At 73.1% G+C, this 23,266-nt stretch carries 22 protein-coding genes; 18 read left to right on the top strand and 4 right to left on the bottom strand.

Annotated features, from left to right (window positions below; all coding sequences use genetic code 11):
- Positions 1–40: 40 nt before the first annotated feature.
- Complete coding sequence (locus ACH4RG_RS16690; protein WP_397917067.1) at positions 41–1,570, bottom strand: ATP-binding protein; 1,530 nt, start codon at positions 1,568–1,570, stop codon at positions 41–43.
- A gap of 210 nt (positions 1,571–1,780) precedes the next feature.
- Entirely contained in the window at positions 1,781–2,785 is a 1,005-nt protein-coding gene (locus tag ACH4RG_RS16685; protein ID WP_398160514.1) for an SEC-C domain-containing protein, read from the bottom strand.
- 549 nt (positions 2,786–3,334) lie between these two features.
- Between ACH4RG_RS16685 and ACH4RG_RS16680 the strand changes: the two genes are divergently transcribed.
- From ACH4RG_RS16680 to ACH4RG_RS16655, 6 genes are all read left to right on the top strand, one after another.
- Positions 3,335–4,129, top strand: coding sequence for a class E sortase (locus ACH4RG_RS16680; protein WP_398539721.1), 795 nt, complete (start codon positions 3,335–3,337; stop codon positions 4,127–4,129).
- 35 nt (positions 4,130–4,164) lie between these two features.
- Positions 4,165–4,398, top strand: coding sequence for a DUF3311 domain-containing protein (locus tag ACH4RG_RS16675; RefSeq protein WP_398539720.1), 234 nt, complete (start codon positions 4,165–4,167; stop codon positions 4,396–4,398).
- Between the two features lie 2 nt (positions 4,399–4,400).
- Positions 4,401–6,008: a sodium:solute symporter gene (locus tag ACH4RG_RS16670; RefSeq protein ID WP_398539788.1), complete on the top strand. Its 1,608-nt coding sequence runs from the start codon at positions 4,401–4,403 to the stop codon at positions 6,006–6,008.
- An 82-nt stretch (positions 6,009–6,090) separates the two neighbouring features.
- A complete protein-coding gene (locus ACH4RG_RS16665; protein WP_397917064.1) occupies positions 6,091–6,423 on the top strand; it encodes a DUF6412 domain-containing protein in 333 nt (110 codons plus the stop codon).
- Positions 6,424–6,599: 176 nt separating this feature from the next.
- Positions 6,600–7,370: a YidC/Oxa1 family membrane protein insertase gene (locus ACH4RG_RS16660; RefSeq protein ID WP_398539719.1), complete on the top strand. Its 771-nt coding sequence runs from the start codon at positions 6,600–6,602 to the stop codon at positions 7,368–7,370.
- A gap of 137 nt (positions 7,371–7,507) precedes the next feature.
- Positions 7,508–8,368, top strand: coding sequence for a fumarylacetoacetate hydrolase family protein (locus ACH4RG_RS16655; RefSeq protein ID WP_397917062.1), 861 nt, complete (start codon positions 7,508–7,510; stop codon positions 8,366–8,368).
- A 55-nt stretch (positions 8,369–8,423) separates the two neighbouring features.
- Here ACH4RG_RS16655 and ACH4RG_RS16650 read toward each other — a convergent pair whose 3' ends face one another.
- Both ACH4RG_RS16650 and ACH4RG_RS16645 read right to left on the bottom strand, forming a co-directional pair.
- The gene (locus ACH4RG_RS16650) at positions 8,424–8,903 is read right to left on the bottom strand and encodes a heme-degrading domain-containing protein (RefSeq protein ID WP_397927960.1); all 480 of its coding nucleotides are present in this window, start codon (positions 8,901–8,903) and stop codon (positions 8,424–8,426) included.
- A complete protein-coding gene (locus ACH4RG_RS16645) occupies positions 8,900–10,039 on the bottom strand; it encodes a Gfo/Idh/MocA family oxidoreductase (protein ID WP_397917060.1) in 1,140 nt (379 codons plus the stop codon). The genes ACH4RG_RS16650 and ACH4RG_RS16645 overlap by 4 nt, the downstream gene beginning before the upstream one ends.
- Before the next feature lie 73 nt (positions 10,040–10,112).
- Here ACH4RG_RS16645 and ACH4RG_RS16640 point away from each other — a divergent pair, with 73 nt between their 5' ends.
- The 12 genes from ACH4RG_RS16640 to ACH4RG_RS16585 all read left to right on the top strand — a co-directional run bounded on the left by ACH4RG_RS16640 (position 10,113) and on the right by ACH4RG_RS16585 (position 23,266).
- Entirely contained in the window at positions 10,113–11,234 is a 1,122-nt protein-coding gene (locus ACH4RG_RS16640) for an ROK family protein (protein ID WP_398160522.1), read from the top strand.
- A gap of 293 nt (positions 11,235–11,527) precedes the next feature.
- The gene (locus tag ACH4RG_RS16635) at positions 11,528–12,886 is read left to right on the top strand and encodes a peptidase (RefSeq protein ID WP_398539718.1); all 1,359 of its coding nucleotides are present in this window, start codon (positions 11,528–11,530) and stop codon (positions 12,884–12,886) included.
- 127 nt (positions 12,887–13,013) lie between these two features.
- On the top strand, positions 13,014–13,784 hold the full coding sequence (locus tag ACH4RG_RS16630) for a GntR family transcriptional regulator (RefSeq protein WP_397917057.1): 771 nt from the start codon (positions 13,014–13,016) through the stop codon (positions 13,782–13,784).
- Between the two features lie 177 nt (positions 13,785–13,961).
- Positions 13,962–15,086, top strand: coding sequence for a TIGR03364 family FAD-dependent oxidoreductase (locus ACH4RG_RS16625; protein WP_398160526.1), 1,125 nt, complete (start codon positions 13,962–13,964; stop codon positions 15,084–15,086).
- Positions 15,087–15,091: 5 nt separating this feature from the next.
- Positions 15,092–15,856, top strand: coding sequence for a phosphonatase-like hydrolase (locus ACH4RG_RS16620; protein WP_398539717.1), 765 nt, complete (start codon positions 15,092–15,094; stop codon positions 15,854–15,856).
- Positions 15,853–17,049 carry an ABC transporter ATP-binding protein gene (locus tag ACH4RG_RS16615; protein WP_397917054.1) on the top strand — a complete coding sequence of 399 codons (1,197 nt, stop codon included), beginning with the start codon at positions 15,853–15,855 and terminating at the stop codon, positions 17,047–17,049. Before ACH4RG_RS16620 ends, ACH4RG_RS16615 begins: the two co-directional genes overlap by 4 nt.
- Positions 17,042–17,947, top strand: a complete 906-nt coding sequence (locus ACH4RG_RS16610) for a 2-aminoethylphosphonate ABC transporter permease subunit (RefSeq protein ID WP_398539716.1) — start codon at positions 17,042–17,044, stop codon at positions 17,945–17,947. The genes ACH4RG_RS16615 and ACH4RG_RS16610 overlap by 8 nt, the downstream gene beginning before the upstream one ends.
- The gene (locus tag ACH4RG_RS16605; RefSeq protein ID WP_397927969.1) at positions 17,934–18,731 is read left to right on the top strand and encodes an ABC transporter permease; all 798 of its coding nucleotides are present in this window, start codon (positions 17,934–17,936) and stop codon (positions 18,729–18,731) included. The genes ACH4RG_RS16610 and ACH4RG_RS16605 overlap by 14 nt, the downstream gene beginning before the upstream one ends.
- A 33-nt stretch (positions 18,732–18,764) precedes the next feature.
- Complete coding sequence (locus ACH4RG_RS16600; protein ID WP_398539715.1) at positions 18,765–19,838, top strand: 2-aminoethylphosphonate ABC transporter substrate-binding protein; 1,074 nt, start codon at positions 18,765–18,767, stop codon at positions 19,836–19,838.
- 225 nt (positions 19,839–20,063) lie between these two features.
- A complete protein-coding gene (locus ACH4RG_RS16595; RefSeq protein ID WP_397917050.1) occupies positions 20,064–21,614 on the top strand; it encodes an alkaline phosphatase family protein in 1,551 nt (516 codons plus the stop codon).
- Between the two features lie 74 nt (positions 21,615–21,688).
- Positions 21,689–22,534: an HAD-IIA family hydrolase gene (locus ACH4RG_RS16590; RefSeq protein ID WP_397917049.1), complete on the top strand. Its 846-nt coding sequence runs from the start codon at positions 21,689–21,691 to the stop codon at positions 22,532–22,534.
- Positions 22,535–22,699: 165 nt separating this feature from the next.
- A complete protein-coding gene (locus tag ACH4RG_RS16585) occupies positions 22,700–23,266 on the top strand; it encodes a hypothetical protein (protein ID WP_397917048.1) in 567 nt (188 codons plus the stop codon).

Here is a 23,266-nt window from a genome sequence, read left to right as displayed (position 1 = left end):
CTCTTCTCCGGCGGGAACGGGGCTGTCGGGACGGAACGGGTCAGCGCGCGAGTTCGCAGCGCGCGGCCGTCACGAGGACGCTGTTCCAGAGGGCGATGTTGTCGATGTGGGTGGCCCGGACCCGTTCCTTCTGGAAGATCTCGTTGACCATGAGGTAGAGCATGCTCTTCACCACCGGGGCATCGTTCAGACCGCCCCGGCGCCCGCCGTTGAAGACCTGGCGGTACTCCTTGTTGAGCTTCACCACCCGTTCCTCGCGGTCGAGTTCGAAGAACACGTCGGAGCGCAGGCTGTCCCAGCGGAACGTGATCGGGTCCTCGCCCTCCAGCTCGGGCAGCTCGTCGCGCAACGTGCGCTTCAGCCGCGGATCCAGGCCCTTGCCGGCGGGGAGAACCGCCTTGCGCTGGGGTTCGGTGGCCCGCCGGGCGGCTTCCCGGTAGGTCGCCTCCGCCTCCTTGACGTAGGACGCGAAGTCGTTCCCCGCGCTGTCCAGGGCCTGTTCCAGGCCGCGGGCGAAGGCCGGGGTGACGCTCACGCCGTCCTTCTTGACCGTGAGGCTGAAGACGTCGTTCGTCTCGGCCGGCAGGTCGACGGCGATCCGGGCGAGGGCGAGGTGGCCCTCCGGGCTGCGCGTGCTGTTCCAGCCGCCCGCCTGGACGAGCCGGTCGTTGCGGTAGATGTAGAACCCCTGCCGCTCGGCGAGCGGGCCGATTCCCCGGAAGCTCACCAGCGGGGACTTCGGCTGCCAGATGTGGGCGGTCAGCGGGACTTCGCCGACGCCCTCCACCGGGGCGGTGAAGGTGCGCGGATAGCCGGCCCGGCCGGAGACCCGGTAGCCGAACGGGTCGATCGGCTCGACGCCGCGGTGGTCGAGTTCCTCCCGCGTCGTCACGTCCTCGACGACGATGTCGACGTTGAAGTCGTCGCGGGCCAGGAAGCGGTGGAGGTGGAGCCCGAGGTGGGTCTCCAGCCTCTCGATGGCGTCGTTCAGGAAACGGTCGGCCTGGCCGGTGGTGATCGTCTCGAAGGCCCGGACCCGGTCCCAGCGGACGATCGTGCCGTGCCACTCGATCAGGCCGTCGTAGCGGTCGACGAGCGCCTGGCAGTAGCGGGGGTCCACGATGTCGCACGTGAAGTCGGCCCGGGCGCTGGCGGTCAGCCAGCGGCGGCCGGTCGACGGACTGCGTCTGGTGCGGCTGATCACGGTGAGTGAGTCGGCGTGCGAGAGCGAGGCGGCCTTGAGTCCGGCGCCGAAGTGACCGAGGGCGCTGTCCCCGTACACCTGGCGTCCGCCGACTGTCATGGCGGTGTCGAGCGTCTCGTCGTTCATGCCGGAGCCGTCGTCCACGACCAGCAGCCCCACGAGCCGCTGGTCGTCGCGGAGGAAGCTGATCACGACGTTACGGGCGTCCGCGTCGATGGAGTTGTCGACGAGGTCGGCGACGGCCGCCTCGAAGCCGTATCCCTGGTGCGTCAGCGACTCGACGTAACGGGCCGCGGGCGGCAGGCGCTTGCTTCCCGCGGTCGGGATCTCGTACTGCCAGTCCGCGGAAGGCTGATAGGGCGGCATGGAGACTTCCTCACACACGTGAACGGGGCCCGTGTGGGGACGTCGGCCCTGAGTTGACTGTTGAAATGTGATCGTATGGGAAAGGTCTGACATCCGGGAAACGTTGTGGGAACCGTCCCGGCCGACGGGCCGCGGGCGCGCACGACCGCGGCCCGCAACCCCGCACCTTGGTGCGCCTGGTTCCGGGCCGCAGGTCGCCGGACCGAGGTCTCAGACCCCGTGGCACCGCCCATAAGTCTCCCCGCTCCCGCACCAGCAAGCAGCCGTGCGCGACGGGGGCCAGGGGATGGCGCGGCCCCGGGCGGCGAGGGTGGTGGCGTACTGGGGGAGGAGGCCGGGGGTGGCCGGGGGCGTGGCCTCGGAGGCGGCGAACGCCTCGTACGAGGGGACCGTGCCCGTGACGATGCCCAGGTTCGGGGTGCCCGTCGCGTGGAGGTCCCTCAGCGCGGTCTCCAGGCGGTCCAGGTGCGTGGCGCGGTCCACGTACTCCTCGGTCAACGCCGGGTACGCGGTGAGCAGTTCACGCAGTTCGTCCTCGGGCCAGTGCAGGACGGCGACCGGGAACGGGCGGGAGAGCGCCGTGCGGTAGGTGCCCAGCTCCGCGCGGAGGCGGGTGATCTCGGCCTTCAGCTCGACCGGGTCCGAGGAGCCCAGCGACCACAGGCGCTTGGGGTCGTGGAGTTCGTCCAGGGGGACCGGGGACGTGTGCAGCTCGCCGGCCAGCTCGTCCCAGGCGTCGTGGTCCAGGCCCATCAGCCTGCGCACCCGATGGCGGCCGGTCAGCAGGGACTGGACGGCGTACGGGACCTCCTCGCCGGGGGCCAGCAGCAGGGTCAGCGCGGTCGAGAGGAAGTCGTGCGCCGACTCCAGCTCGTCGTGCGCCTCCAGGGTCTCCGCGGCCACCTGCCACGGTGCCGCGTCCAGCGGGCCCGCGGCACGGATGCCGTCGATGATCGCCCGGGCCTCGGCCTCGTGGCCGTACTCCCAGAGGTTGGCCGCCTTCAGGGACTTGATCAGGTACGGGTTGTCGACGGTGGCCTCGGGGGCCCCGAGCAGGTCGTCGTAGAGCGTGCTCGCGCGGGCGCGGTCACCCGCGAGTTCCAGATGAGCCGCGGCCTGGAGGACCAGCGGTTCGTGGTCCTCGGGGTACTGCGCCGCGGTGCGGAGCAGACGCTCGGCTTCGGTGGTGTGGTCGGCAGGCGTGTCGGGGCGCATGGACCACACGGTACTGCCGGACGGCGGCGGCGTGGAGGAGAGGGCGGGGATGAGACGGGGGATGGGAACGGGGACGAGAAGGGGGAGAAGTCTGGAGAGTTGTGAGGTTTGCCCCTACCGTGCGCGCCAGGCCCGTACGGCGTCGTGTGCGCGGCCGCGCCCGTCGTCTGCGGGCTCGTCTGCGGGGCCCGTGTGCGGGGGCTCGTGTGCGGCGTGCGGAGCCGTGCTCGCTGTGCGGCATCCGTGCGGCGGGCACGGGGCCTGTTCGACCCGCAGGAGTGCCCGTTGCCGGGGCGTGCGGGACTGCGCGGGGCTCTGCGGGGTCGGTGCGAGGCCTTGCGCGCTGGCTCGGGGCCGTGCGGGGCCGCGCGGGGCCGCGCGGGCTGGCTCGGGGCCGTGCGCGCCGAGGAGGGTGAAGCGGCGGGAGGAGGGCGAAGCGGAGAGGTGGCGTCGATGCTGCGGGGGTGGGGTGCTGTGCGCGGACGGCGGCGGGGGTACCGAATGGGGCGTGGGCGTCCACGATTTCGGGGGGCCCGGATGCGGCCGGTCGTGCGAAGCCGTGGCGGGGGCGCGGCGCGGCTCATCGCCCGGGGGCTCTGGGTGTCGGCCGAGCTCGTCGTGACCCTCGGTGTCGTGCTGCTGCTCCTCGTCGTCCACCAGCTGTGGTGGACCAACCGCGAGGCCCGTGCCGATGCCGGGAGCGCCGTGCGCAGCCTCCAGCGGGAGTGGGACGGGCCGGTCGTCGACGGCGAGGTGGCGGAGGGGAGCCCCCAGGGGAGCCCCCTTCCTTCGGCCTCGGGCCGTGGGGCCGAGGCCGCGCCCGCCGCCCCGGTGGAGTCCGGCCTCCCGGTGACGTCCGAAGCGCCCGCCCGTACCCGGCCCGCGCCCCGCTGGGACCAGGCGTACGCCGTGCTGCGCATCCCCCGGATCGGGCTCACCGCCCCCGTCGCCGAGGGAACCGGCAAGGGCGGGGTGCTCGACCGGGGGTACGTCGGGCACTACGCCCGCACCGCGCAGGCCGGGCAGGCCGGGAACTTCGCGCTGGCAGGGCACCGCAACACCCACGGGGAGCCCTTCCGGCGCATCGACCGGCTGCGGAGCGGCGACCGGATCACCGTCGAGACCCGGGACGCCGTCTACACGTACACCGTCGGCAAACGTCTCGCGCGGACCACGCCCTCGGACAGCGGGGTCATCGCGCCCGTGCCGCGCAGCAACATCACGACCTCCGTCGGCTACAGCGCGCCCGGCCACTACCTCACGCTGACCACCTGCACCCCCGAGTTCAGCTCCCGCTACCGGCTCATCGTCTGGGGGAAGCTCACCTCGATGCGCCCGCGGTGACGGAGACCCCGGGCTGCCGGGAGTAGGGTCCCCGGGTGTTCGGAGTGATCAGACGACGCCCTCAGTTGTTGTGGCTGCTCGTCCCTTATGCCCTGTATCTCGGTGCGCTGCCGTTGGTGAACCGGGCCACGCCCCTCGTGTTCGGCGTGCCCTTCCTCTTCGTGTGGCTCCTCGGGGCGACCCTCCTCACGCCGGTCGCCGTGTGGCTCGCGCGGAGAGGGGACCGCCGAGGCCGGGACCGGGACCGGCGCCGGGGTGGTCGCGCGTGAACGTGAACGCCGCCGTCGCCACCTCCGTCTTCGCCGTCTTCATGGTCGCCACCGTCGCCCTCGGCCTCCTCGCCCTGCGCGGGCGCGGCAAGGGCGGCGGGCTCGCCGAGTGGTCCGTGGGCGGACGGAGTCTGGGGCCCGTCTTCATCTGGGTGCTGATGGCGGGCGAGGGCTACACCAGCTTCAGCTATCTGGGGGCCGCGGGCTGGGGCTACAACTACGGGGCGCCCGTGCTGTACGTCGTCGCGTACATGTCGTGCGGGTACGCGATCGGGTACGTCGTCGGGCCGATGCTCTGGGGGTACGCCCGCCGGCACGGCCTCGTCGGGATCACCGACATGGTCGCCCACCGCTTCGGCCGGCCCTGGCTCGGCGCGGTGGTCGCGGTGCTGGCCACCGTCTTCCTGCTGCCGTACATCCAGCTTCAGATCACCGGCATGGGCGTGGTCCTCTCCGTCATCTCCTACGGGGCCGTCAGCCTGAACTGGGCCTACTTCGCCGCCTTCGCCGTCACCACCGGCTTCGTCGTGGTCAGCGGGCTGCGCGGCAGCGCCTGGGTGTCCGTGCTGAAGGACGTCCTGGTCATCGTCACCCTCGGGTTCCTCGCGCTGTACGTCCCGCTGCACTACTTCGACGGGTACGGGCCCTTCCTCGACCGGCTCGTCACCGAGAAGAGCGACTGGCTGACCCTGCCGGGACACGGGGGCGGCGGGAGCGGGGACGGAGGCGGCAGCGGGTTCGGGGAGCTGTGGTTCATCAGCACCACGTTCCTGAACTCCCTGACCGTCGTCATCTTCCCGACCACCGTCGCCGGATACCTCGGGGCCCGGAACGCCGACGCGCTGCGCCGCAACGCCATGTACCTGCCCGCGTACAACGTCCTGCTCTTCGTCCCGATGCTGCTCGGCCTCGCCGCCCTGTTCGTGGTGCCGGGGCTGGCCGGCGCGGAGTCGAACCTCGCGCTCTTCAAGCTGGTCGTCGACTCGCTGCCCGCGTGGGCGGTCGGCGTCATCGGGGTCGCCGCGGGGCTCTCCTCCATCGTGCCCATGGCGATCTTCATGCTGGTCATCGGGACGATGTGGGGGCGCAGTGTGCTGTCGCTCGTGCCGCGTCTCGCCGAGCGGCAGAAGCCCGCCGCCCAGGTGGTCGTGGTCATCGCCGGCTCACTCGCGCTGCTCCTCACGTACACCGCCCCCAACACCCTCGTACGCCTCTCCCTCATCTCGTACGAGGGCATGGCGCAGCTCCTGCCGATGGTGCTGCTCGCACTGGTCTGGCGGCGGCTCACCTTCCGGGGCGCGTTCAGCGGGCTGGCCGTCGGCGTCGCGGTGGTCTGCGTCCTCGTCTTCAGCGGGAACGATCCGGTGGGAGGCGTGAACGCCGGGCTCGTCGCCCTCGCCGTCAATCTGGCCGTCGCGCTCGCCGTCACCTTCGCCGGGCCCCGCGACGCGGACCCGCGGCCCGACGCCGAGGTGCTGGCCCATGATCCGCTGGGGGAGGACGACGGCCCAGATCCGCTGGGGGAGGACGACGAGCCCCTCGCCGCCGCCCGGGACGCCCGAAGCGCATCCGACAGCGCGTCGGATGGCGCATCCGATCATCGTGTATAACGAACGGAGTGCCGTACGCGTGCTCGTACGGTGGGAATGAGCCTCACACAGGGGCGCTGACGAAGGGCAGGAGGTGCGCACCGTGCGGGATGCCGACGCCCTGCGCCGCGCCTTCGCCCGGCTGCTCCGGCCCGCCGGGCTCCTCGTCCTCTTCCTCACCGAGGTCCTCCTCGCCGAGGGCGGCAGCCTCTCCGCCGCCGTCGCGCTCGCCGCCACCGCCGCCGCCGGATCCGCGCTCCTCGCCTGCTCCGTCATCAGCGCCCGCTGCGCGTCGCCGGTGCCCCGCACCCGGGTCCGTACGGCCATCAGGGACCGGGAGAAGCGCACCGCGTTCCTCCCGCAACGCGACCCCGACGCCCGGGGCCGAACGCGACCCCGGGCACCTGGGCACGCCCTCCTGACGGCCGCCGCGTAGCGAACCCGCACCGCCCCCGCACGTCCTCCCGTACGTACCTCCCGCGCCTCCCGCGTCTCTGGCGTACGTAGGTTCCGTACGGGCGGTGCCCCCGCGCCGGTCGTCATGCCGAGTGATCACCCCGTACCTCCTCGCAGGTACCTCCCGGCACGACGAGACCCCCGGAGGGCTCACCCATGTCCGCCTTCATGTCCGCTTTCGCGAGCCTGGTCGGCTCCCTCGCCGACCTGCTCCAGCCGTTCTTCCAGACCGCGTCCACCGCCGCCGCGATCGTCCTGTTCACCGCGATCGTCCGGCTGGCCGTCCACCCGCTGTCGCGGGCCGCCGCACGCGGGCAGAAGGCCCGCGGCCGGCTCCAGCCGCAGATCGCCGAACTCCGCAGGAAGCACGGCAGGAACCCGGAGCGGATGCAGAAGGCGATCATGGAGCTGCACGCCGCCGAGAAGGTGTCGCCGCTCTCCGGCTGCCTGCCGAGCCTGCTCCAGATGCCCGCGTTCTTCCTGCTCTACCACCTGTTCTCCAGCAGCTCCATCGGCGGCGAGCCCAACGCGCTGCTCAGCCACGACCTGCTCGGCGCACCGCTCGGCGGGCGCTGGCACGACGCGCTGGCGCACGGCGGCGTGTTCGGCGGCCAGGGCTGGGTGTACCTCGGGCTCTTCGCGATCGTCACCGCCGTCGCCACGTTCACCTACGCACGCACCAAGCGGCAGCTGGCCGCCAACCCGATGACGCCCGCCGCCGGCCCGGACGGACAGACCGTGCCCGGCATGGGCGCGATGGCGAAGGTGATGCCCCTGATGTCGTTCTTCACGCTGATCACCGTGGCCGTCGTGCCGCTGGCCGCCGCCCTGTACGTCGTCACCACGACCGCCTGGACCGCCGCCGAGCGGGCCTGGCTGTACCGCGACCTGCCGGTCACCGGCAGCGCCGTGACCACGGCGGCGTGATCGGTCCGCCCGCCACGCCGGTCCAGTGTGTGAACGAGGTCTTGCGGAGTGATCGCAACTCTTGGACGATCGGCCAAGTCCTCCGTCGGCCGCAACCCGCCGGAGGGCCACCACCTCGACCAAGAGGAGTTGGACCGTTGAAGCTGCTTCGAGTCGGTACGGCGGGCGCCGAGCGCCCCGCACTTCTCGACCGCGACGGGACTCTGCGTGATCTGTCGGGGATCGTCCCCGACATCGACGGTGAGCTGCTCGCCGACGCCTCCGCGCTCGCCCGGGTACGGGCGGCCGCCGACGCGCCCGGCGTGCTGCCCGCCCTGGACGCGACGGGGCTGCGGGTCGGCCCGCCGCTCGGGCGCATCGGCAAGATCGTGTGCATCGGGCTGAACTACCACGACCACGCCGCCGAGACGGGTGCGGAGATCCCGGCGGAGCCGATCCTGTTCTTCAAGGCCCCCGACACCGTCGTCGGGCCCGACGACACGGTCCTGGTGCCGCGCGGCAGCCGCAAGACCGACTGGGAGGTCGAGCTGGCCGTCGTCATCGGGCGCACCGCCCGCTACCTGGAGACGGCCGAGCAGGGCCTCGCGCACGTCGCCGGGTACGCGACGGCGCACGACGTCTCGGAGCGCGAGTTCCAGATCGAGCGCGGCGGCACCTGGGACAAGGGCAAGAACTGCGAGACGTTCAACCCGCTGGGGCCCTGGCTGGTCACCGCCGACGAGGTGCCCGACCCGCAGACCCTGCCGCTGCGGCTCTGGGTCAACGGCGAGCTGAAGCAGAACGGCACCACGGCCGAGCAGATCTTCCCGGTCGGCGAGGTCGTCCGCTACCTCAGCCACTTCATGACGCTCTACCCGGGCGACGTGATCAACACCGGCACGCCCGCCGGGGTCGCGATGGGGCAGCCCGAACCGAAGCCGTACCTGAGGGCGGGCGATGTGGTGGAGCTGGAGGTGGAGGGGCTCGGCCGGCAGCGCCAGGAGCTGAAGGGGGCGTAAGCCGCAACGGGCCGGGGAGCGCTGTGACCGCGCCCCGGCCCCGTACGTACGCTCCTCAGGTCCCCGCCGTCCCCGCGAACCGCTCCAGCGCCTCGACCACCATCGCGTGGTCCTCGGCCTGCGGCAGCCCGGACACCGTGACCGTGCCGATCACGCCCGCGCCCGCCACCGTGATCGGGAACGAACCGCCGTGCGCCGCGTACGTGTCCGGGTCCAGGCGCGAGGACTCCTCGAACGTGGTGCCCTTCGCCCGGAACCGGGTGCCCACCAGATACGAGCTCTCGCCGTACCGCTCGACGACCCTGCGCTTGCGGTCGATCCACGCGTCGTTGTCGGCACTCGAACCCGGCAGCGCCGCGTGGAAGAGCTGCTGCGCGCCGCGCCGGATGTCGATCGCGACCGGTGCGTGCCGCTCCCTGGCCAGCGCGACCAGCAGGCTGCCGAGCGCGAACGCGTCGTCGTACGAGAAGTGCGGGAGGGTGAGCCGGCGCTCCTGGGCGATCAGCTCGGAGACGGCGGGGGAGACGGTGCTCATGCGCGCTGCTCCTTCGCCCGCCGGTCCTCGTCGTGGTGGGGGAGAAGGGTGACGGAGACGCCTTCGCGGGCCGAGCGGCGCGCGGCCTCAAGGACGTCCAGCGCGGCGGCGGCCTGGAGCGCGGTGACCGGGTTGTCGCCGGCACCGCGTACGGCGGCGGCGACGGCCGCGTAGTACGCGGGGTAGTCGCCGGGCAGCGTACGGACCGGGGCGCCGCCGCCCGTCAGCGGGGACTCGCCGGAGCCGAGGCGGCCCCACAGCTCCTGGTCCTCCTCGCCCCACGGCTCACCGGCCACCGGGCGCAGGCCCTCGCGCAGGGCCGCCTCCTGCGGGTCCAGGCCGTACTTCACATAGCCCGCCTTCGAGCCCAGCACCCGGAAGCGCGGGCCGAGCTGGGCGGTGGTGGCGCTGACGTGCAGATGCGAGCGGACCCCGCCCGCGTGGGTGATCGCGACGAAGGTGTCGTCGTCCGCCGCCGCGCCGGGGCGCCGTACGTCGGACTCCGCGTACACCTGGACCGCCGGGCCGAACAGCACCAGCGCCTGGTCGACGACATGGCTGCCCAGGTCGTACAGCAGACCGCCGATCTCCTCCGGGTCGCCCGACTCGCGCCAGCCGCCCTTCGGCTGCGGTCGCCAGCGCTCGAACCGGGACTCGAAGCGCTGCACCTCGCCCAGCTCGCCCTCGGCGATCAGCCCGGCCAGAGTGCGGAAGTCGTTGTCCCAGCGGCGGTTCTGGAAGACCGAGAGCAGCAGCCCGCGCTCCTCGGCGAGAGCCGCGAGCTCGCGCGCCTCGGCGGCCGTCCCGGCGACCGGCTTGTCCACGACCACCGGCAGCCCGGCCTTCAGCGCGGCCGTCGCCAGCGGGACGTGCGTCCGGTTCGGCGTGGCGATCACGACGAGGTCCAGCTCGTCGGCGCGCTCCCACAGCTCGTCCGGCGAGGCGGCGAGGCGGACGTCGGGGAACGCGGCGAGGGCCTCGGCCCGGCGCTCCTCGTTCGACGTGACGACCGTGTCGAGGACCAGCCCGTCGGTCGCGGAGACCAGCGGGGCGTGGAAGACGGATCCGGCCAGGCCGTAGCCGACGAGGGCGACGCGGAGGGGCGCGCCGGAGGCGTTGGGGGCGTTGGAGGTCATGCGCTCCACTTAAGCAACGCTGTTGCCAAAGTGCAAGCGACCGGCACAATGGTGCGGTGAAGAGGAGCGAACCGTGAACGGGAGCCGTACGAAGGCCCAGACAGGGGTCAACCTGCCGGCGTTGCGCCACCACAACGCCGCGCTGGTGCTGGACCTGCTGCGGGCCGCCGGGGCGGAGGGCATCAGCAGGCTGGAGCTGGCCGAGGGCACCGGCCTCACCCCGCAGGCCGTCAGCAAGATCACCGCCCGGCTGCGGGAGGACGGGCTCGCCGCCGGCGCGGGCCTGCGCCCCTCCACCGGCGGCAAGCCGCGCACCGTGCTGCGGCTCGTCCCCGACGCGCAGTTCGCCGTCGGGCTCCACCTGGACCGCGACGGGCTCACCGCCGTCCTCGTCGACCTCGCGGGCCGGCCGGTCGCCGTCACCCGCGCGCCGCTCGACCTCGGGGCTCCGGCGGACCGGGTCCTCGCCGACGCGGCGGACGCGGTACGGGACCTGTGCGCGGCCGAACCGCACAAACCGGTACTCGGCGTCGGCGTCGCGGTGCCCGGCCCGCTGGACCACCGGGACGGCGTGCTGCGCCGGGTCACCGGATTCCCGCAGTGGGACGGGTACCCGCTGCGCACCGCCCTGGCCGAACGGACCGGGCTGCCGGTGGTGCTGGACAAGGACACCAACGCCGCCGCCCTCGCCCTGGCCCTGTCGCTCGACGAGCCGCGCGGCGACTTCGCCTACCTCCACCTCGGTACGGGGCTCGGCGCCGGCCTGGTCCTCGGTGGCGAGGTGCACCGGGGCGCGCGGACGGGGGCGGGCGAATTCGGCCACCAGACCCTCCAGTTGGACGGCCCGCTCTGCGGCTGCGGCGGACGCGGCTGCATCGAGGCGCTGTGCCTGGCCGCCGAGGCGCGCGGCGACCGGGGGGAGGCCGCCCGGGTCCTGGGCGCGGGCGCGGCGAACCTGGTCGGCCTGCTCGGCATCGACCGGGTGGTCCTGGGCGGCAGGGTGGTGGCTGCCGACGAGGACGCGTACGTACGGGGCGTCCGGGCCGTGATCGAGGAGCGGGCCGCGCGGGGAGGGGCGGGCGCGGGCGTGACCGTCACGGTCGCCCGGGGCGGTGACCGGCCGGTCGCGGAGGGCGCGGCGCAACTGGTGCTCGCGCCGGTGTTCGGGCGGGTCGGGCGCGGGCCGGACAGGTAGCCGGGCAGCGGGCCGGGGAGCCAGACAGGGGAGTCAGGCAGGGGAGTCAGGTGGGGGGGCAAGGCAGGGAACGAGGCAGGGAACGAGGCAGGGAACAGGGCAAGGAACAGGCAGGGGTCGAGGTAGCGGTCCAGGTAGCGGTCCAGGGAAGGGAACGAGACGGAGATGCAGTCGGGTGATCCTATGAATCAAGTCGGCATGTCGACTCTCTGAGTCCGCGCGCGCGTGGTGGTGTCGAAGGCCACCACCGAGGCCCCCGCCCCGGTCGGCCGCGAGCAGCGAAGGGTGACCCCATGCCCCCCACCTCCTGCGCACGGCTGCGCGACGCCCGTGCGCTCGCCGCCCTCGGGCTGGCCGCCGGGATCACCGTCCCCGCCGCGCTCCTGGGCGGTCCGCAGGCCGCCGCCCTGACGTCCTCGCCCGCCCCGGCCTCCTGGTCCGCCGACCAGCAGCCGGTCTGCGGCGACCCGGAGGCCAAGGACTTCCCCATCGAGACCCGGATCCAGGACGCCCCGGACAGATACGCCTCGGGCGGCGGCTACGGCACCTGGTTCCTCGACCTCACCAACACCACCGACACGTCCTGCCGGGCCCTGCACCCGGTCCTCGTCCTCACCGACCGCGACCGCAGGCTGACGTCGGACCAGATCCAGCTTGCGTTCTCCGAGCCCGGCCGCCCCGGGATCGAGCACCGGGTCGTCTGGGAGCGCACCGACCGCGACGAGCAGATCGGCGTCTTCGGCGGAGAGCCGGACGATCGGCGCGAGAAGGCGGAGAGAGGGGTAGACGGCGAGGCGGGGACATCGAGCGGTACAGACACGGGCACGGACACAGGCACAGCCACAGGCCCCGATGTCGATGCCGATGGCTCCGGCGTCGACGCCTCCGGTGACGCGTTCCTCGGGTTCACCGTTCCCGCCGGCGCAACCGTCTCCGTGCGCGTCCGGATGGCCTTCACCTCCGACACCGCCCCCGGCCCGGTCACCGCCCACGCCGCCGTCGTCCAGCGCCGCCACCAGGACAAGGCCAAGGGCGGCGGGCGCGAGGACGGCGAATGGGTGGGGGAGTCGGAGGAGTACCCCTTCGTGATCGTCGACGGCGCCACGGGCGGCATCCGCGAACCGGATCAGCCCCGGTCCGAGCGCCCGCAGTCGGAGAGACCGCAGTCGAAGAGCCCGCAGCCGGAACGCCCCGAACCCGCCGATCCGGAACGCGCCGACCCCGGCGACGGCACCCGCGCCGACCCCGGCGACGGCACCCGCGCCGACCCCGGCGACGGCACCCGCGCCGACCCCGGCGACGGCACCCGCGCCGACCCCGGCGACGGCATCCGCACCGACCCGGGCGACGACGCCGGCACGGACCCGGGCGACGATGCGCGCACAGACCCCGGCGCCGGCCGGGACCCGTCCCCGGACCGCGGCCCCGGCACTCGGCCGCCGACACGCCCCGGAACCGGGGAGGAGGGCAGGGGCGCCGACGAGGACCGCCCCGGACGCCCGCCCCGCGACGGTTTGGGCCGCCCGCTTCCCGAACTCGCCCGCACCGGACCGGAGTCACTGGCCTGGACCGGGGCCGCCGCCGGGGCGCTCCTCCTCGGCGGGGCCGCCCTGCTGGGGTGTGCCCGCAGGGCCCGCCGCACCACGGACTGACCGGCTGTGGCGGCCGGCCGTCGCCGTACGGCACCGTGGTGCGGCCCGCCCCCGGCCCCGGCGGAGGCGGCGGCCGGGGCGTAGCCCGTAACGCCGCCCGTTCATCCGCGTCTGCAACCATCGGGCCGTGGACTACCCGAACGACCAGGCACCTGGCGCACCGATCCGCTCCGGCATCCCCGAGCACGGCCGTATCCCGAAGTACTACGCGGTCAAGGCCCGTATCGCGGTGCTGCTGGACGAGTTGGGCGAGGGCGGGCTGCTGCCCACCGAGCGGGAGCTCGCCCAGCGGCACGAGGTCGCGCGCGAGACCGTCCGCCAGGCCCTGCGGGAACTCCTCCTGGAGGGGCGGCTGCGGCGGCAGGGACGCGGCACGGTCGTCGCCGGACCCAAGCTGGAGCAGCCGCTCTCGCTGGCCAGCTACACCGAGGGCGTCCGCCGCCAGGGCCGTCGGCCGGGCCGCCACCTCATCGGCCTGGACCGCTTCCCCTGCCCCGAGGCCCTCGCCGCCGAGATCGCGGTCGAGCGGGGCGAGCCGGTCTGGCACCTGGAGCGGGTGCTGCTCGCCGACGACGAGCGCGTCGGCCTGGAGAGCACGTACGTCGGGGTCGCCCGCGTCCCGGACCTGGACTCGGAGTTCGACCCGGACTCCTCGTTCTACGCCTACCTCCGCGACCGCCTCCAGATCGCCTTCGGTGACGCCGACGAGCGGATCGAGACCGTGCTCGCGACCCCCCGCGAGGCCCTCCTCATCGGGACCCCGCCCGCCCTGCCGATGCTCCTGATCCACCGGCTCTCCCGGGACGCCGACGGCCGGCCGCTGGAGCGCGTGCGGACCCTGTTCCGGGGCGACCGCTTCTCCTTCTCCGCCCGTCTGCGAGGCGAGGAGCGGAGCTGAGAGGGGCTGAGAGGAGGGGTGCTGAGAGGAGGGGGCCGTTGCCCGCTCCACCACGCGGCCCGATCTCCTTTCAGGTCACGAGAACATAACGGGTCTGGTCCAAACTTGCGGGGTCGTTCACCGTCCCGTCGGTGAACGGACGCGTGCGGGACACCCGTCCCGAGGAGCGTGGCCGTCGTGAGAGTCATCGTCGTAGGAGCCGGCGTGGTGGGAACCATGCACGCCTGGCACGCAGTCAGCCGCGGCCACGAGGTCGTACAGATCGAGCGCGAGAGCGAGGCGCGCGGGGCATCGCTCCGCAATTTCGGACAGATATGGGTCAGCGGCCGGGCCGGCGGTGAGGAGCTGGAGACGGCCCTGCGCGCCCGCGAGCTGTGGGAGGCCGCCGGGGAGCGGGTGCCCGGACTCGGCTTCCGGGCCTGCGGTTCGCTCACCCCGCTGCGCACCGCACGCGAGGTCGCCGTCGCCGAGGCGGCCGTCGCCCGGCCCGACGCGGCGGCGCGCGGCTACAAGCTGCTCACCGCCGACGAGGCCCGGGCGCTCAACCCGGCCCTGCGCGGAGCGTTCACCGCCGCCCTGTGGTGCGAGCGGGACGCGGCGGTCGAACCCCGCACCGCCCAACTCGCGCTGAAGGACCACCTGCTGGCCTCCGGCCGGTACACCTACCTCGCCGGCCGTGAGGTGCGTGACGTCGTCGGGACCGCCTCCGTGCGCGACGACCACGGCGACGTCCACACCGGTGACGCCGTGATCCTCGCGACCGGCGCCTGGCTCGGCGGGCTGGTCCGGGAACTCGCCGGGCCCGAGCTGCCCGTCCGCCGCGTCCGCCTCCAGATGATGCAGACCGACCCGCTCGGCGAACCGCTCACCACCTCCGTCGCCGACGCCGACAGCTTCCGTTACTACCCCGCCTACCGGGGCGAGGCGCTCGACGCCCTCAACGCCGGACAGGCCCAGGACCCGGTCGCCGCCGAGCACCGCATGCAGCTCCTCATGGTGCAGCGCCGCGACGGCGGGCTGACCATCGGCGACACCCACGAGTACGAGCACCCCTTCGCCTTCGACACCGTCGAGGAGCCCTACGAGCACCTCACCCGGGTCGTCGAGGCCTTCCTCGGCCGCCCCCTGCCACGCGTACGCCACCGCTGGGCGGGCGTCTACGCCCAGTGCACCGACACCTCGCGCGTCGTCCACCGGCAGCAGGTGTCCGACGGGGTCTGGCTCGTCACCGGGCCCGGGGGGCGCGGCATGACGTGCTCGCCCGCCATCGCCGAAACGACCGCCGACCACCTGGGCTGGTGAACCACATGACTTCCCCGACCGACATCACGCGCGACCCCTTCCGCCTCGTCGTCCTCGACATGGCCGGCACCACCGTCGCCGACGGCGGCCTCGTCGAGCAGGCCTTCTCCGCCGCCGCCCAACGCCTCGGCGTGCGCCCCGGATCCGACGCGCACGCCCGCCAACTCGCTTACGTACGCGCCACCATGGGCGAATCCAAGATCACGGTCTTCCGCCACCTCTTCGCCGCCGAGGGCGGGGACGGCGGCGAGGCCAAGGCCCAGCAGGCCAACATCGCCTTCGAGGAGGCGTACGGAGAACTCGTCGACGGCGGCCGCATCGCCCCCGTCCCCGGAGCCCGCGAGGCCGTCGAGCGGCTCGCGTCCGAGGGCCGCACCGTCGTCCTGACCACCGGGTTCGCCCGCACCACCCAGGACGCCATCCTCGCCGCCCTCGGTTGGCAGGACCTCGTCCCGCTCACCCTCTGCCCCGCCGACGCGGGCGGCCGGGGCCGGCCCTTCCCGGACATGGTGCTGGCCGCCTTCCTGCGCACCGGAGCCGTGGAGGACGTCCGGCGGACGGTGGTGGCCGGCGACACCTCGTACGACATGCTCAGCGGCGTACGATCCGGCGCCGGGATCGTCGCCGGGGTCCTCACCGGCGCCCACGACCGGGACCAGCTGACCCGGCACGGCGCGACCCACGTGCTCGGGTCCGTCGCCGAGCTGCCCGACGTCATCGCGCGGGCCGAGGCAGCCGGGCTGCCCGCCGCCGCCCGGGCCGAGGCATGAGCGCCCCCGGCCCCGCCGCCGGCGGGCACGGCCCCGGCCGGGCCGCCCCCGCCGCCCCCAGTGGCATCCGCTTCGAGGGCGTCACCGTCGCCTACGGCGGGAACGTCGTCCTCGACCGGCTCGACCTCACCGTCGAACCCGGCGAGGTGATGGCCCTCCTCGGGCCGTCCGGCTCGGGCAAGACCACCGCCCTGCGCGCCGTCGCCGGGTTCGTCAAGCCCGCCGCCGGGCGGGTGTTCCTCGGCGGCCGGGACGTCACCGCTCTGCCCCCGCACCGGCGCGGCATCGGCATGGTCGTCCAGAGTTACGCCCTCTTCCCGCACCTCAAGGTCAAGGACAACGTGGCCTTCGGGCTGAAGGCCCACCGCACCCCGAAGGCCGAGATCCCCGGCCGGGTCACCGAGGCCCTGGAACTCGTCGGCATGGCCGCGTACGCGGAGCGCCACCCGCGCGAACTCTCCGGCGGCCAGCAGCAGCGCGTCGCCATCGCCAGGGCGCTCGCCATCCGCCCCGGCGTCCTGCTCCTCGACGAACCGCTCTCCGCCCTCGATGCCCGGCTCCGCTCCGGGATGCTCGCCGAACTGGCCCGGCTGCACCGTGAGTTGCCGGACGTCTCGATCCTGTACGTCACCCACGACCAGGTCGAGGCCCTCACCCTCGCCGACCGGATCGCCGTCATGGACCGGGCCCGGCTCCAGGACTGCGGCACCCCCCAGGAGCTCTACCGCCGCCCGCGCACCGAGTTCACCGCCTCGTTCGTCGGCAACGCCAACCTCCTCCCGGTCACGGTCGCCGGTGAGGGCACCGTCGAGTTCGGCGGCCACGCGCTCGCCGTCCCCACCGACACCGCCGCTCCCGGAGCCACCGCGACCCTCTGCGTCCGGCCGCACCTGGTCGGCCTCGGCGACGGTCCCAACGCGCTCACCGGCCGCGTCACCGAGGTCCAGTGGCGCGGCTCCACCCACCGCGTCCACGCCGACGTCGACGGCCACCGCCTCATGGCCGACCTCCGCGAACTGCGTGACCCCCCGGCCCTCGGCGACCCGGTCACCCTGCACTTCGCGGCCGAGGACGCGGTGCTGCTCCCGGCGGGAACAGCGGGAGCAGCGGGAGAAAGGGGAGCAGCGGACGCGGCCGGCCCCGCGGGCTCCGCGTCGGCACGGGAGAAGGCGGGGGTGGTTCCCGGTGGCTAATGCCGTCCTCGACCGGAAGCGGACGACGGGGCCCGGGCAACCGGACCCCGCCCCCACCCCCGCCCCCGCACGGTCCCGCTCCGTCCCCGCCTGGGTCTGGGCGCTGCCGCCCGTCGCCGTCCTCGCGCTCGCGTTCCTCTACCCGCTTGCCCTCGTCGTCCAGCAGTCCGTCACCCCCGACGAGGGCGGCGTCTCGCTCGACCCGTACGCCGACGTCTTCGCCTCCGAGGTCTTCCGCGACGCGCTCACCACCACCGTGTGGCTCGCCGTCGGCTCGACCGTGGGATGCCTCGTCCTCGGGTTCGTCCTCGCGCTGATCATCGCGTTCGTCCCGTTCCCCGGCGGGAAGGCGGTCGCCCGGTTCATCGACGTGTTCCTCTCCTTCCCGTCCTTCCTCGTCACCCTGGCCCTGCTGTTCATCTACGGCTCCGTCGGGATGGCCAACGGGCTCTGGACGGATGCCACCGGGGCGGCCGAGGGGCCCTTCCACTTCCTGACCACCCCCTGGGGTGTCCTGCTCGCGGAGATCACCTACTTCACGCCGTTCGTGATGCGCCCGCTGCTCGCCGCGTTCTCCCAACTCGACACCAGCCAGCTCGAAGTGGGCTCCTCGCTCGGCGCCGGGCCCGTCCGGATCATCCGGCAGGTGATCCTGCCCGAGGCGCTCCCGGCCCTCGCGGCGGGCGGCAGCCTCGTCCTGGTGATGTGCCTCAACGAGTTCGGGATCGTCCTGTTCACCGGGGCGAAGGGCGTCACGACGCTGCCGATGCTCGTCTACAGCAAGGCGATCCTGGAGTCGGACTACGCGGCCGCCTGCGTCGTCGCCGTCGTCAACGTCGCGATCTCCGTGGGCCTCTACAGCCTCTACCGGGTGGTGAGCCGTCGTGCTGGTGCATAGCCGGGCCGGGAAGTGGGCCACCTGGGCCGTCTTCCTCCTCCTCTTCGTCCCGCTGTTCGCGGTGCCCCTGCTCGTCATCCTCGCCGCGTCCCTCGCCACGAACTGGTCCGGCGCCTTTCCTTCCGGACCCACCATCGAGCGCTACTCCGCCGCGACGAGCGGCGACTCCCTCCAGGCGCTGACCACCAGCCTGGTCACGGCCGTGGCCGCGAGCGTGCTGGCCCTCGTCCTCGGCGGCTGGGCGGCGCTGGCCGCCGCCTCTCTCCGCAAGCGCGGAAAGCGGTTCCTGGACGCCCTGTTCATCCTGCCGGTCGCCGTGCCCTCGGTGGTCGTCGGCCTCGCGGTGCTGGTGGCCTACAGCCAGCCGCCCGTCCTGCTCAACGGGACGCGCTGGATCGTGATCCTCGCCCACACCGTCCTCGTCACCGCGTTCGCGTACCAGTCGGTCTCCGCCGCCGTGCGCCGCCTGGACCCGATGTACGAACAGGCCGCCGCCGGCCTCGGGGCGAGCCCCGCCCGGGTCCTGTGGCGGATCCGGCTGCCCCTCCTGCTGCCCTCGCTCACCTCGGCCGCGGGGCTCTGCTTCGCCCTGTCCATGGGGGAGTTGAGCGCCACGATGATGCTCTACCCGCCGGACTGGACCCCGCTGCCGGTGCAGATCTTCGCCGCCACCGACCGGGGCTCGCTCTTCACCGGCGCCGCCCTTGCCGTGGTCCTGATGACGACGACGCTCCTCGTCCTGGCCGCCGTCTCCCGCATCCGGACCCGCGCCTCCTACCGCTGATCCCCACCCCGTACTCCTCCCTGGAGAAACCTCATGCGCAACCGCAACCGCAACCGCAACCGTGCCCGTGCCCTCGCCCTCCCCATGGCCGGCCTCGCCGCCGTCACCCTCACCGCCTGCGGCGGCTCCTCCGCCGCGTCCGACGAGAAGTCCGTCACCGTCTACAGCGCCGACGGCCTCAAGGGCGAGAACGGCGACGGCTGGTACGACAAGGTGTTCAAGGACTTCGAGAAGAAGACCGGCATCGAGGTGAAGTACGTGGAGGGCGGCTCCGGCGAGATGGTGCAGCGCGCCGTCCGCGAGAAGTCCAACACCCAGGCCGACGTGCTCGTCACCCTGCCGCCCTTCATCCAGCAGGCCGACGCCAAGGGCCTCCTCACGGCCTACGAGCCGAAGGGCGCCGACCAGGTCGACGGCGCCGACCGGGCGGCCGACGGGAAGTGGACCTCCGTCGTCAACAACTACTTCGGGTTCATCCACAACAAGAAGGAGCTGAAGAGCCCGCCCAGGACCTGGGAGGACCTGCTCGACCCGTCGTACAAGGAGAAGGTGCAGTACTCCACGCCCGGCGTCGCGGGCGACGGCACCGCCGTCCTCATCAAGGCGATGCACGACTTCGGCGGCCAGGAGCCGGCCATGGCGTACCTGAAGAGGCTCCAGACCAACAACGTCGGCCCGTCCGCCTCCACCGGCAAACTCGCCCCCAAGGTCGACAAGGGGGAACTCCTCGCCGCCAACGGGGACGTCCAGATGAACTTCGCCCAGTCCAAGGACATGCCCAACCTCTCCATCTGGTTCCCCGCCAAGGGCGACGGGAAGCCCACCAGCTTCGCCCTGCCGTACGCGGCGGGCCTCGTCGCGAAGGGCCCGCACAGCGAGAACGGCAAGAAGCTGCTCGACTTCATGCTCTCCGAGCAGGCCCAGCGCGACGTCAGCGCGGTCGGCGGGGGCTTCGCCGCCCGCAAGGACATCGAGGCCACCGACGCCAACGCCGTCGAACTGGCCGGGCTGATGGAGGGCGTGGAGATCTTCGAGCCCGACTGGGCGGACATCGGCGCCAACCTGGACACGTACATCGACGCCTGGAAGTCGGCCACTGGAAGCTGACCGGTCACCTCTCCGCCACGGATTCCTGCGAAGGCCTGGACTCGGCCCGATTGTCTCGCGAAGGTAACGGGTCTGGCCCAGAAGGGGCTCCAGCAGCTCCAGCAGCTCCAGTAGCTCCAGAAGGTCCAGAAGGTCCAGAAGGTCCAGAAGACAGTTCACGAAGGCAGTTCACGAAGGCAGTTCGCGCCCAGCCCCGTCCGACCCGCCCCCTCCCTGGAGGATCACGTGTCCCGGTCCCTGTCCCGCCGCTCCGTGCTCGCCACCACCGCCGCCGCGGCCACGGCCGCCGCCGTCGGCGGCTCCCTCGCCACCGCCACCGCCACCGCCGCGCACGCCGCGCCGACCCTCCCCGACGGCACCAGCAAGGACAAGGTGCTCGTCGTCGGCATGGACGGGCTGCGCCACGACGTCATCGCCGCCGCCAAGGCCCCGCACCTCAAGGCGATGATGGCGAACGGGACGTACGGCACCTCGCTGCTGTACGCCAATCCGATGGCCGCCACCTCCTCCGGCCCCGGCTGGTCGACCATCTCCACCGGCGTCTGGCCCGACAAGCACGGCGTCAAGGACAACTCCTTCGCCGGGAAGAACTACGGGAAGTACCCCGGCTTCCTCGCCCGCCTCGCCCAGGTCCGCCCGCAGCTCTCCACCTACGCCGCCGTCGACTGGAAGCCCCTGGACGCCCAGGGCACGGTCACCGCGGGCGCCGACGCCAAGCTCGTCCTCGACGGCGACGCCGACGGCTACACCGGCCACGACGCCACCATCGCCGCCGAGACCGAGTCGATCCTCCGGAACCAGAACCCGGACGTCCTCTTCGTCTACTTCGGCCAGACCGACATCGCCGGCCACAACTCCGGTGCGGCCAGTGCCGCGTACCGTGCGGCGATCGACGTCCAGGACGGCTACCTCGGCCGCCTCCTGACCGCCATCAGGGCGCGCCCCTCGTACGCCACCGAGCGGTGGACCGTCATCGTCACCACCGACCACGGCCACACCGACTCCGGCGGCCACGGCGGCAGCGCGATCGAGGAGCGGCGCACCTTCGTCCTCGCCCAGGGCCCCGGCATCGCGGCCGGCGCCCGCCCCGCCGACACCCGCCTCGTGGACGTCGCCGCCACCGTCTTCAAGCAGCTCGGCATCACACCCGACCCCGCCTGGGGCCTGGACGGCAAGCCGATCCAGCAGCGCTCCACCGACCCGTTCGAGGCCCTGTACGCCTCCCTCGCCGCACGCGCCGACGAGACCGGCACCCCGGCCGGCGTCCTCGGCTGGACCCACACCGCGCCCAGCGGCTGGTCGGTGGTGAACTCCGCGATGGGCACCGGGGGCGTGGCCGAGTGGCGCGGCTGGTCCTTCGCCACCGACGAGTTCTGGAGCCGCAGCCAGCGCGACCAGTCCCGTGAGCTGAACGTCCGCTCGCGCGGGATCTTCGCGGTCGCCGACTCCGACGAGTGGGCCGACAAGGCCGCGTCGGGCCCGTACGACTCCACGCTGGTCACCCCGGCGCACGCGGTCGGCGGCAAGTCCACCGTCACGCTCGGCTTCACCACCCTCTACCGGCAGGAGGGCAGCCAGGGCGCGCGCGTCCTCGCCTCCTGGAACGGCGGCACGCCCGTCGAGGTGAAGCGCTACACGTCCGACGTGATCTCCCAGCCCCAGGCGCTCACCCTGGACGTCCCGTCCGGGGCCGCCAACGTGAGCTTCCGGTTCCACTACACCGGAAGCAACAACTGGTACTGGGTGATCGACGGGGTCACAGTCACCGCCGCCTAATTATGCTGGGGGTGCCGGGACGGCGTGGTCCGGGCACCCCCAGCACGCAGTGCGTACGGCAGGAGTCCCGACACATGGCAGAGCGCAAGCCCATCTCATCCTGGCTCACCGACATGGACGGTGTCCTCATCCACGAGGGCACCCCCATCCCCGGTGCCGATGCCTTCATCAAGCGGCTGCGGGATTCCGGGCTGCCCTTCCTCGTCCTCACCAACAACTCCATCTACACCGCGCGCGATCTGCACGCCCGGCTGAAGCGCATGGGCCTGGACGTGCCCGTGGAGAACATCTGGACCTCCGCGCTCGCCACCGCCCAGTTCCTCGACGACCAGCGCCCCGGCGGCACGGCCTACGTCATCGGCGAGGCCGGCCTCACCACCGCCCTGCACGACATCGGGTACGTCCTCACCGACCACGACCCGGACTACGTGGTGCTCGGCGAGACCCGGACGTACAGCTTCGAGGCGCTCACCAAGGCGATCCGGCTGATCAACGCGGGCGCCCGCTTCATCTGCACCAACCCCGACGAGACCGGCCCGTCCGCCGAGGGCCCGCTGCCCGCCACCGGTTCGGTCGCCGCCCTCATCACCAAGGCCACCGGCAAGGACCCGTACTTCGCGGGCAAGCCGAACCCGCTGATGATGCGGACCGGTCTCAACGCCATCGGCGCGCACTCCGAGACCAGCGCCATGATCGGCGACCGGATGGACACCGACGTCCTCGCGGGCCTGGAAGCGGGCATGCAGACCTTCCTGGTCCTCACCGGGCTGACGTCCGTCGCCGACATCGACCGCTACCCGTACGGCCCCTCGCACGTCGTCGAGTCCATCGCCGACCTGGTGGACCTCATCGACCTGCCGGACCAGGTGGACCAGGGGAAGCAGGCGGACAAGGCCGGCAAGGCGGACGGGGCCGCGTAGCCGGCCAGCCGCTGACCTGCGCGGACCGCATCCGCAAGCGTCCGAACCGGCGTTTGAACCGGCGTCCGAACCGTCATCGGAGCCGTCGCCCTGACGTCGCTCGAACGGAGGACTGCGGATGCGGGCCGCCGCCGCAGGCGTGAACCTTCCCGTAGGAGGTTCACGATGCGTTCCATGCCCCTCACGTTCTGTGCCGCAGCGGCGGCCGCGCTCATAGCCGTGCCCGCACCCGCCGCTCTGGCATCCCCGGCCGCCCCGGCCGGCGACGACGACCGGCGCACCGGCACCGTCTCGGTCACCCCGTCCACCATCGCCCCCGGCGGGAAGGTGGAGCTGTGGGTCGATGTCTGCGGCAAGGGCCGCGAGGCGACCGGCAACTCCGACGCCTTCTCCTCGGAGGCCCACTTCCGCCCCGCCGACGACAAGGGCCTCTTCGCCGAGGCCCGGATCCGGGACGACGCCGAACCACGCTCCTACGACGTCTGGGTGACGTGCGAGGACGGCCGGGGGAAGGCGACCGGCACCCTCACCGTCGTCCACCACCACCGCCCCTCGCCCGCCGCACCCGTCAAGGCGGGCGGCGGAGGCGCCGCCGCCCTCGCCGAACGGTCCACCGAGGCCGAGGGCCCCGGCACCCGGCACGCGGTGATCGGTCTGGTGCTCGCCGCCGTCGCGGCCGTCGCCGTAGCCCTGCGCACCTCGCGCCGGCGCCGCGGCCCGGCCGACAGCTGA

It is taken from the genome of Streptomyces sp. NPDC021019, from assembly GCF_044333295.1.
In the GTDB taxonomy this organism is placed as follows: Bacteria; Actinomycetota; Actinomycetes; order Streptomycetales; family Streptomycetaceae; genus Streptomyces.
This window is presented reverse-complemented; position numbering and strand designations above follow the sequence as displayed.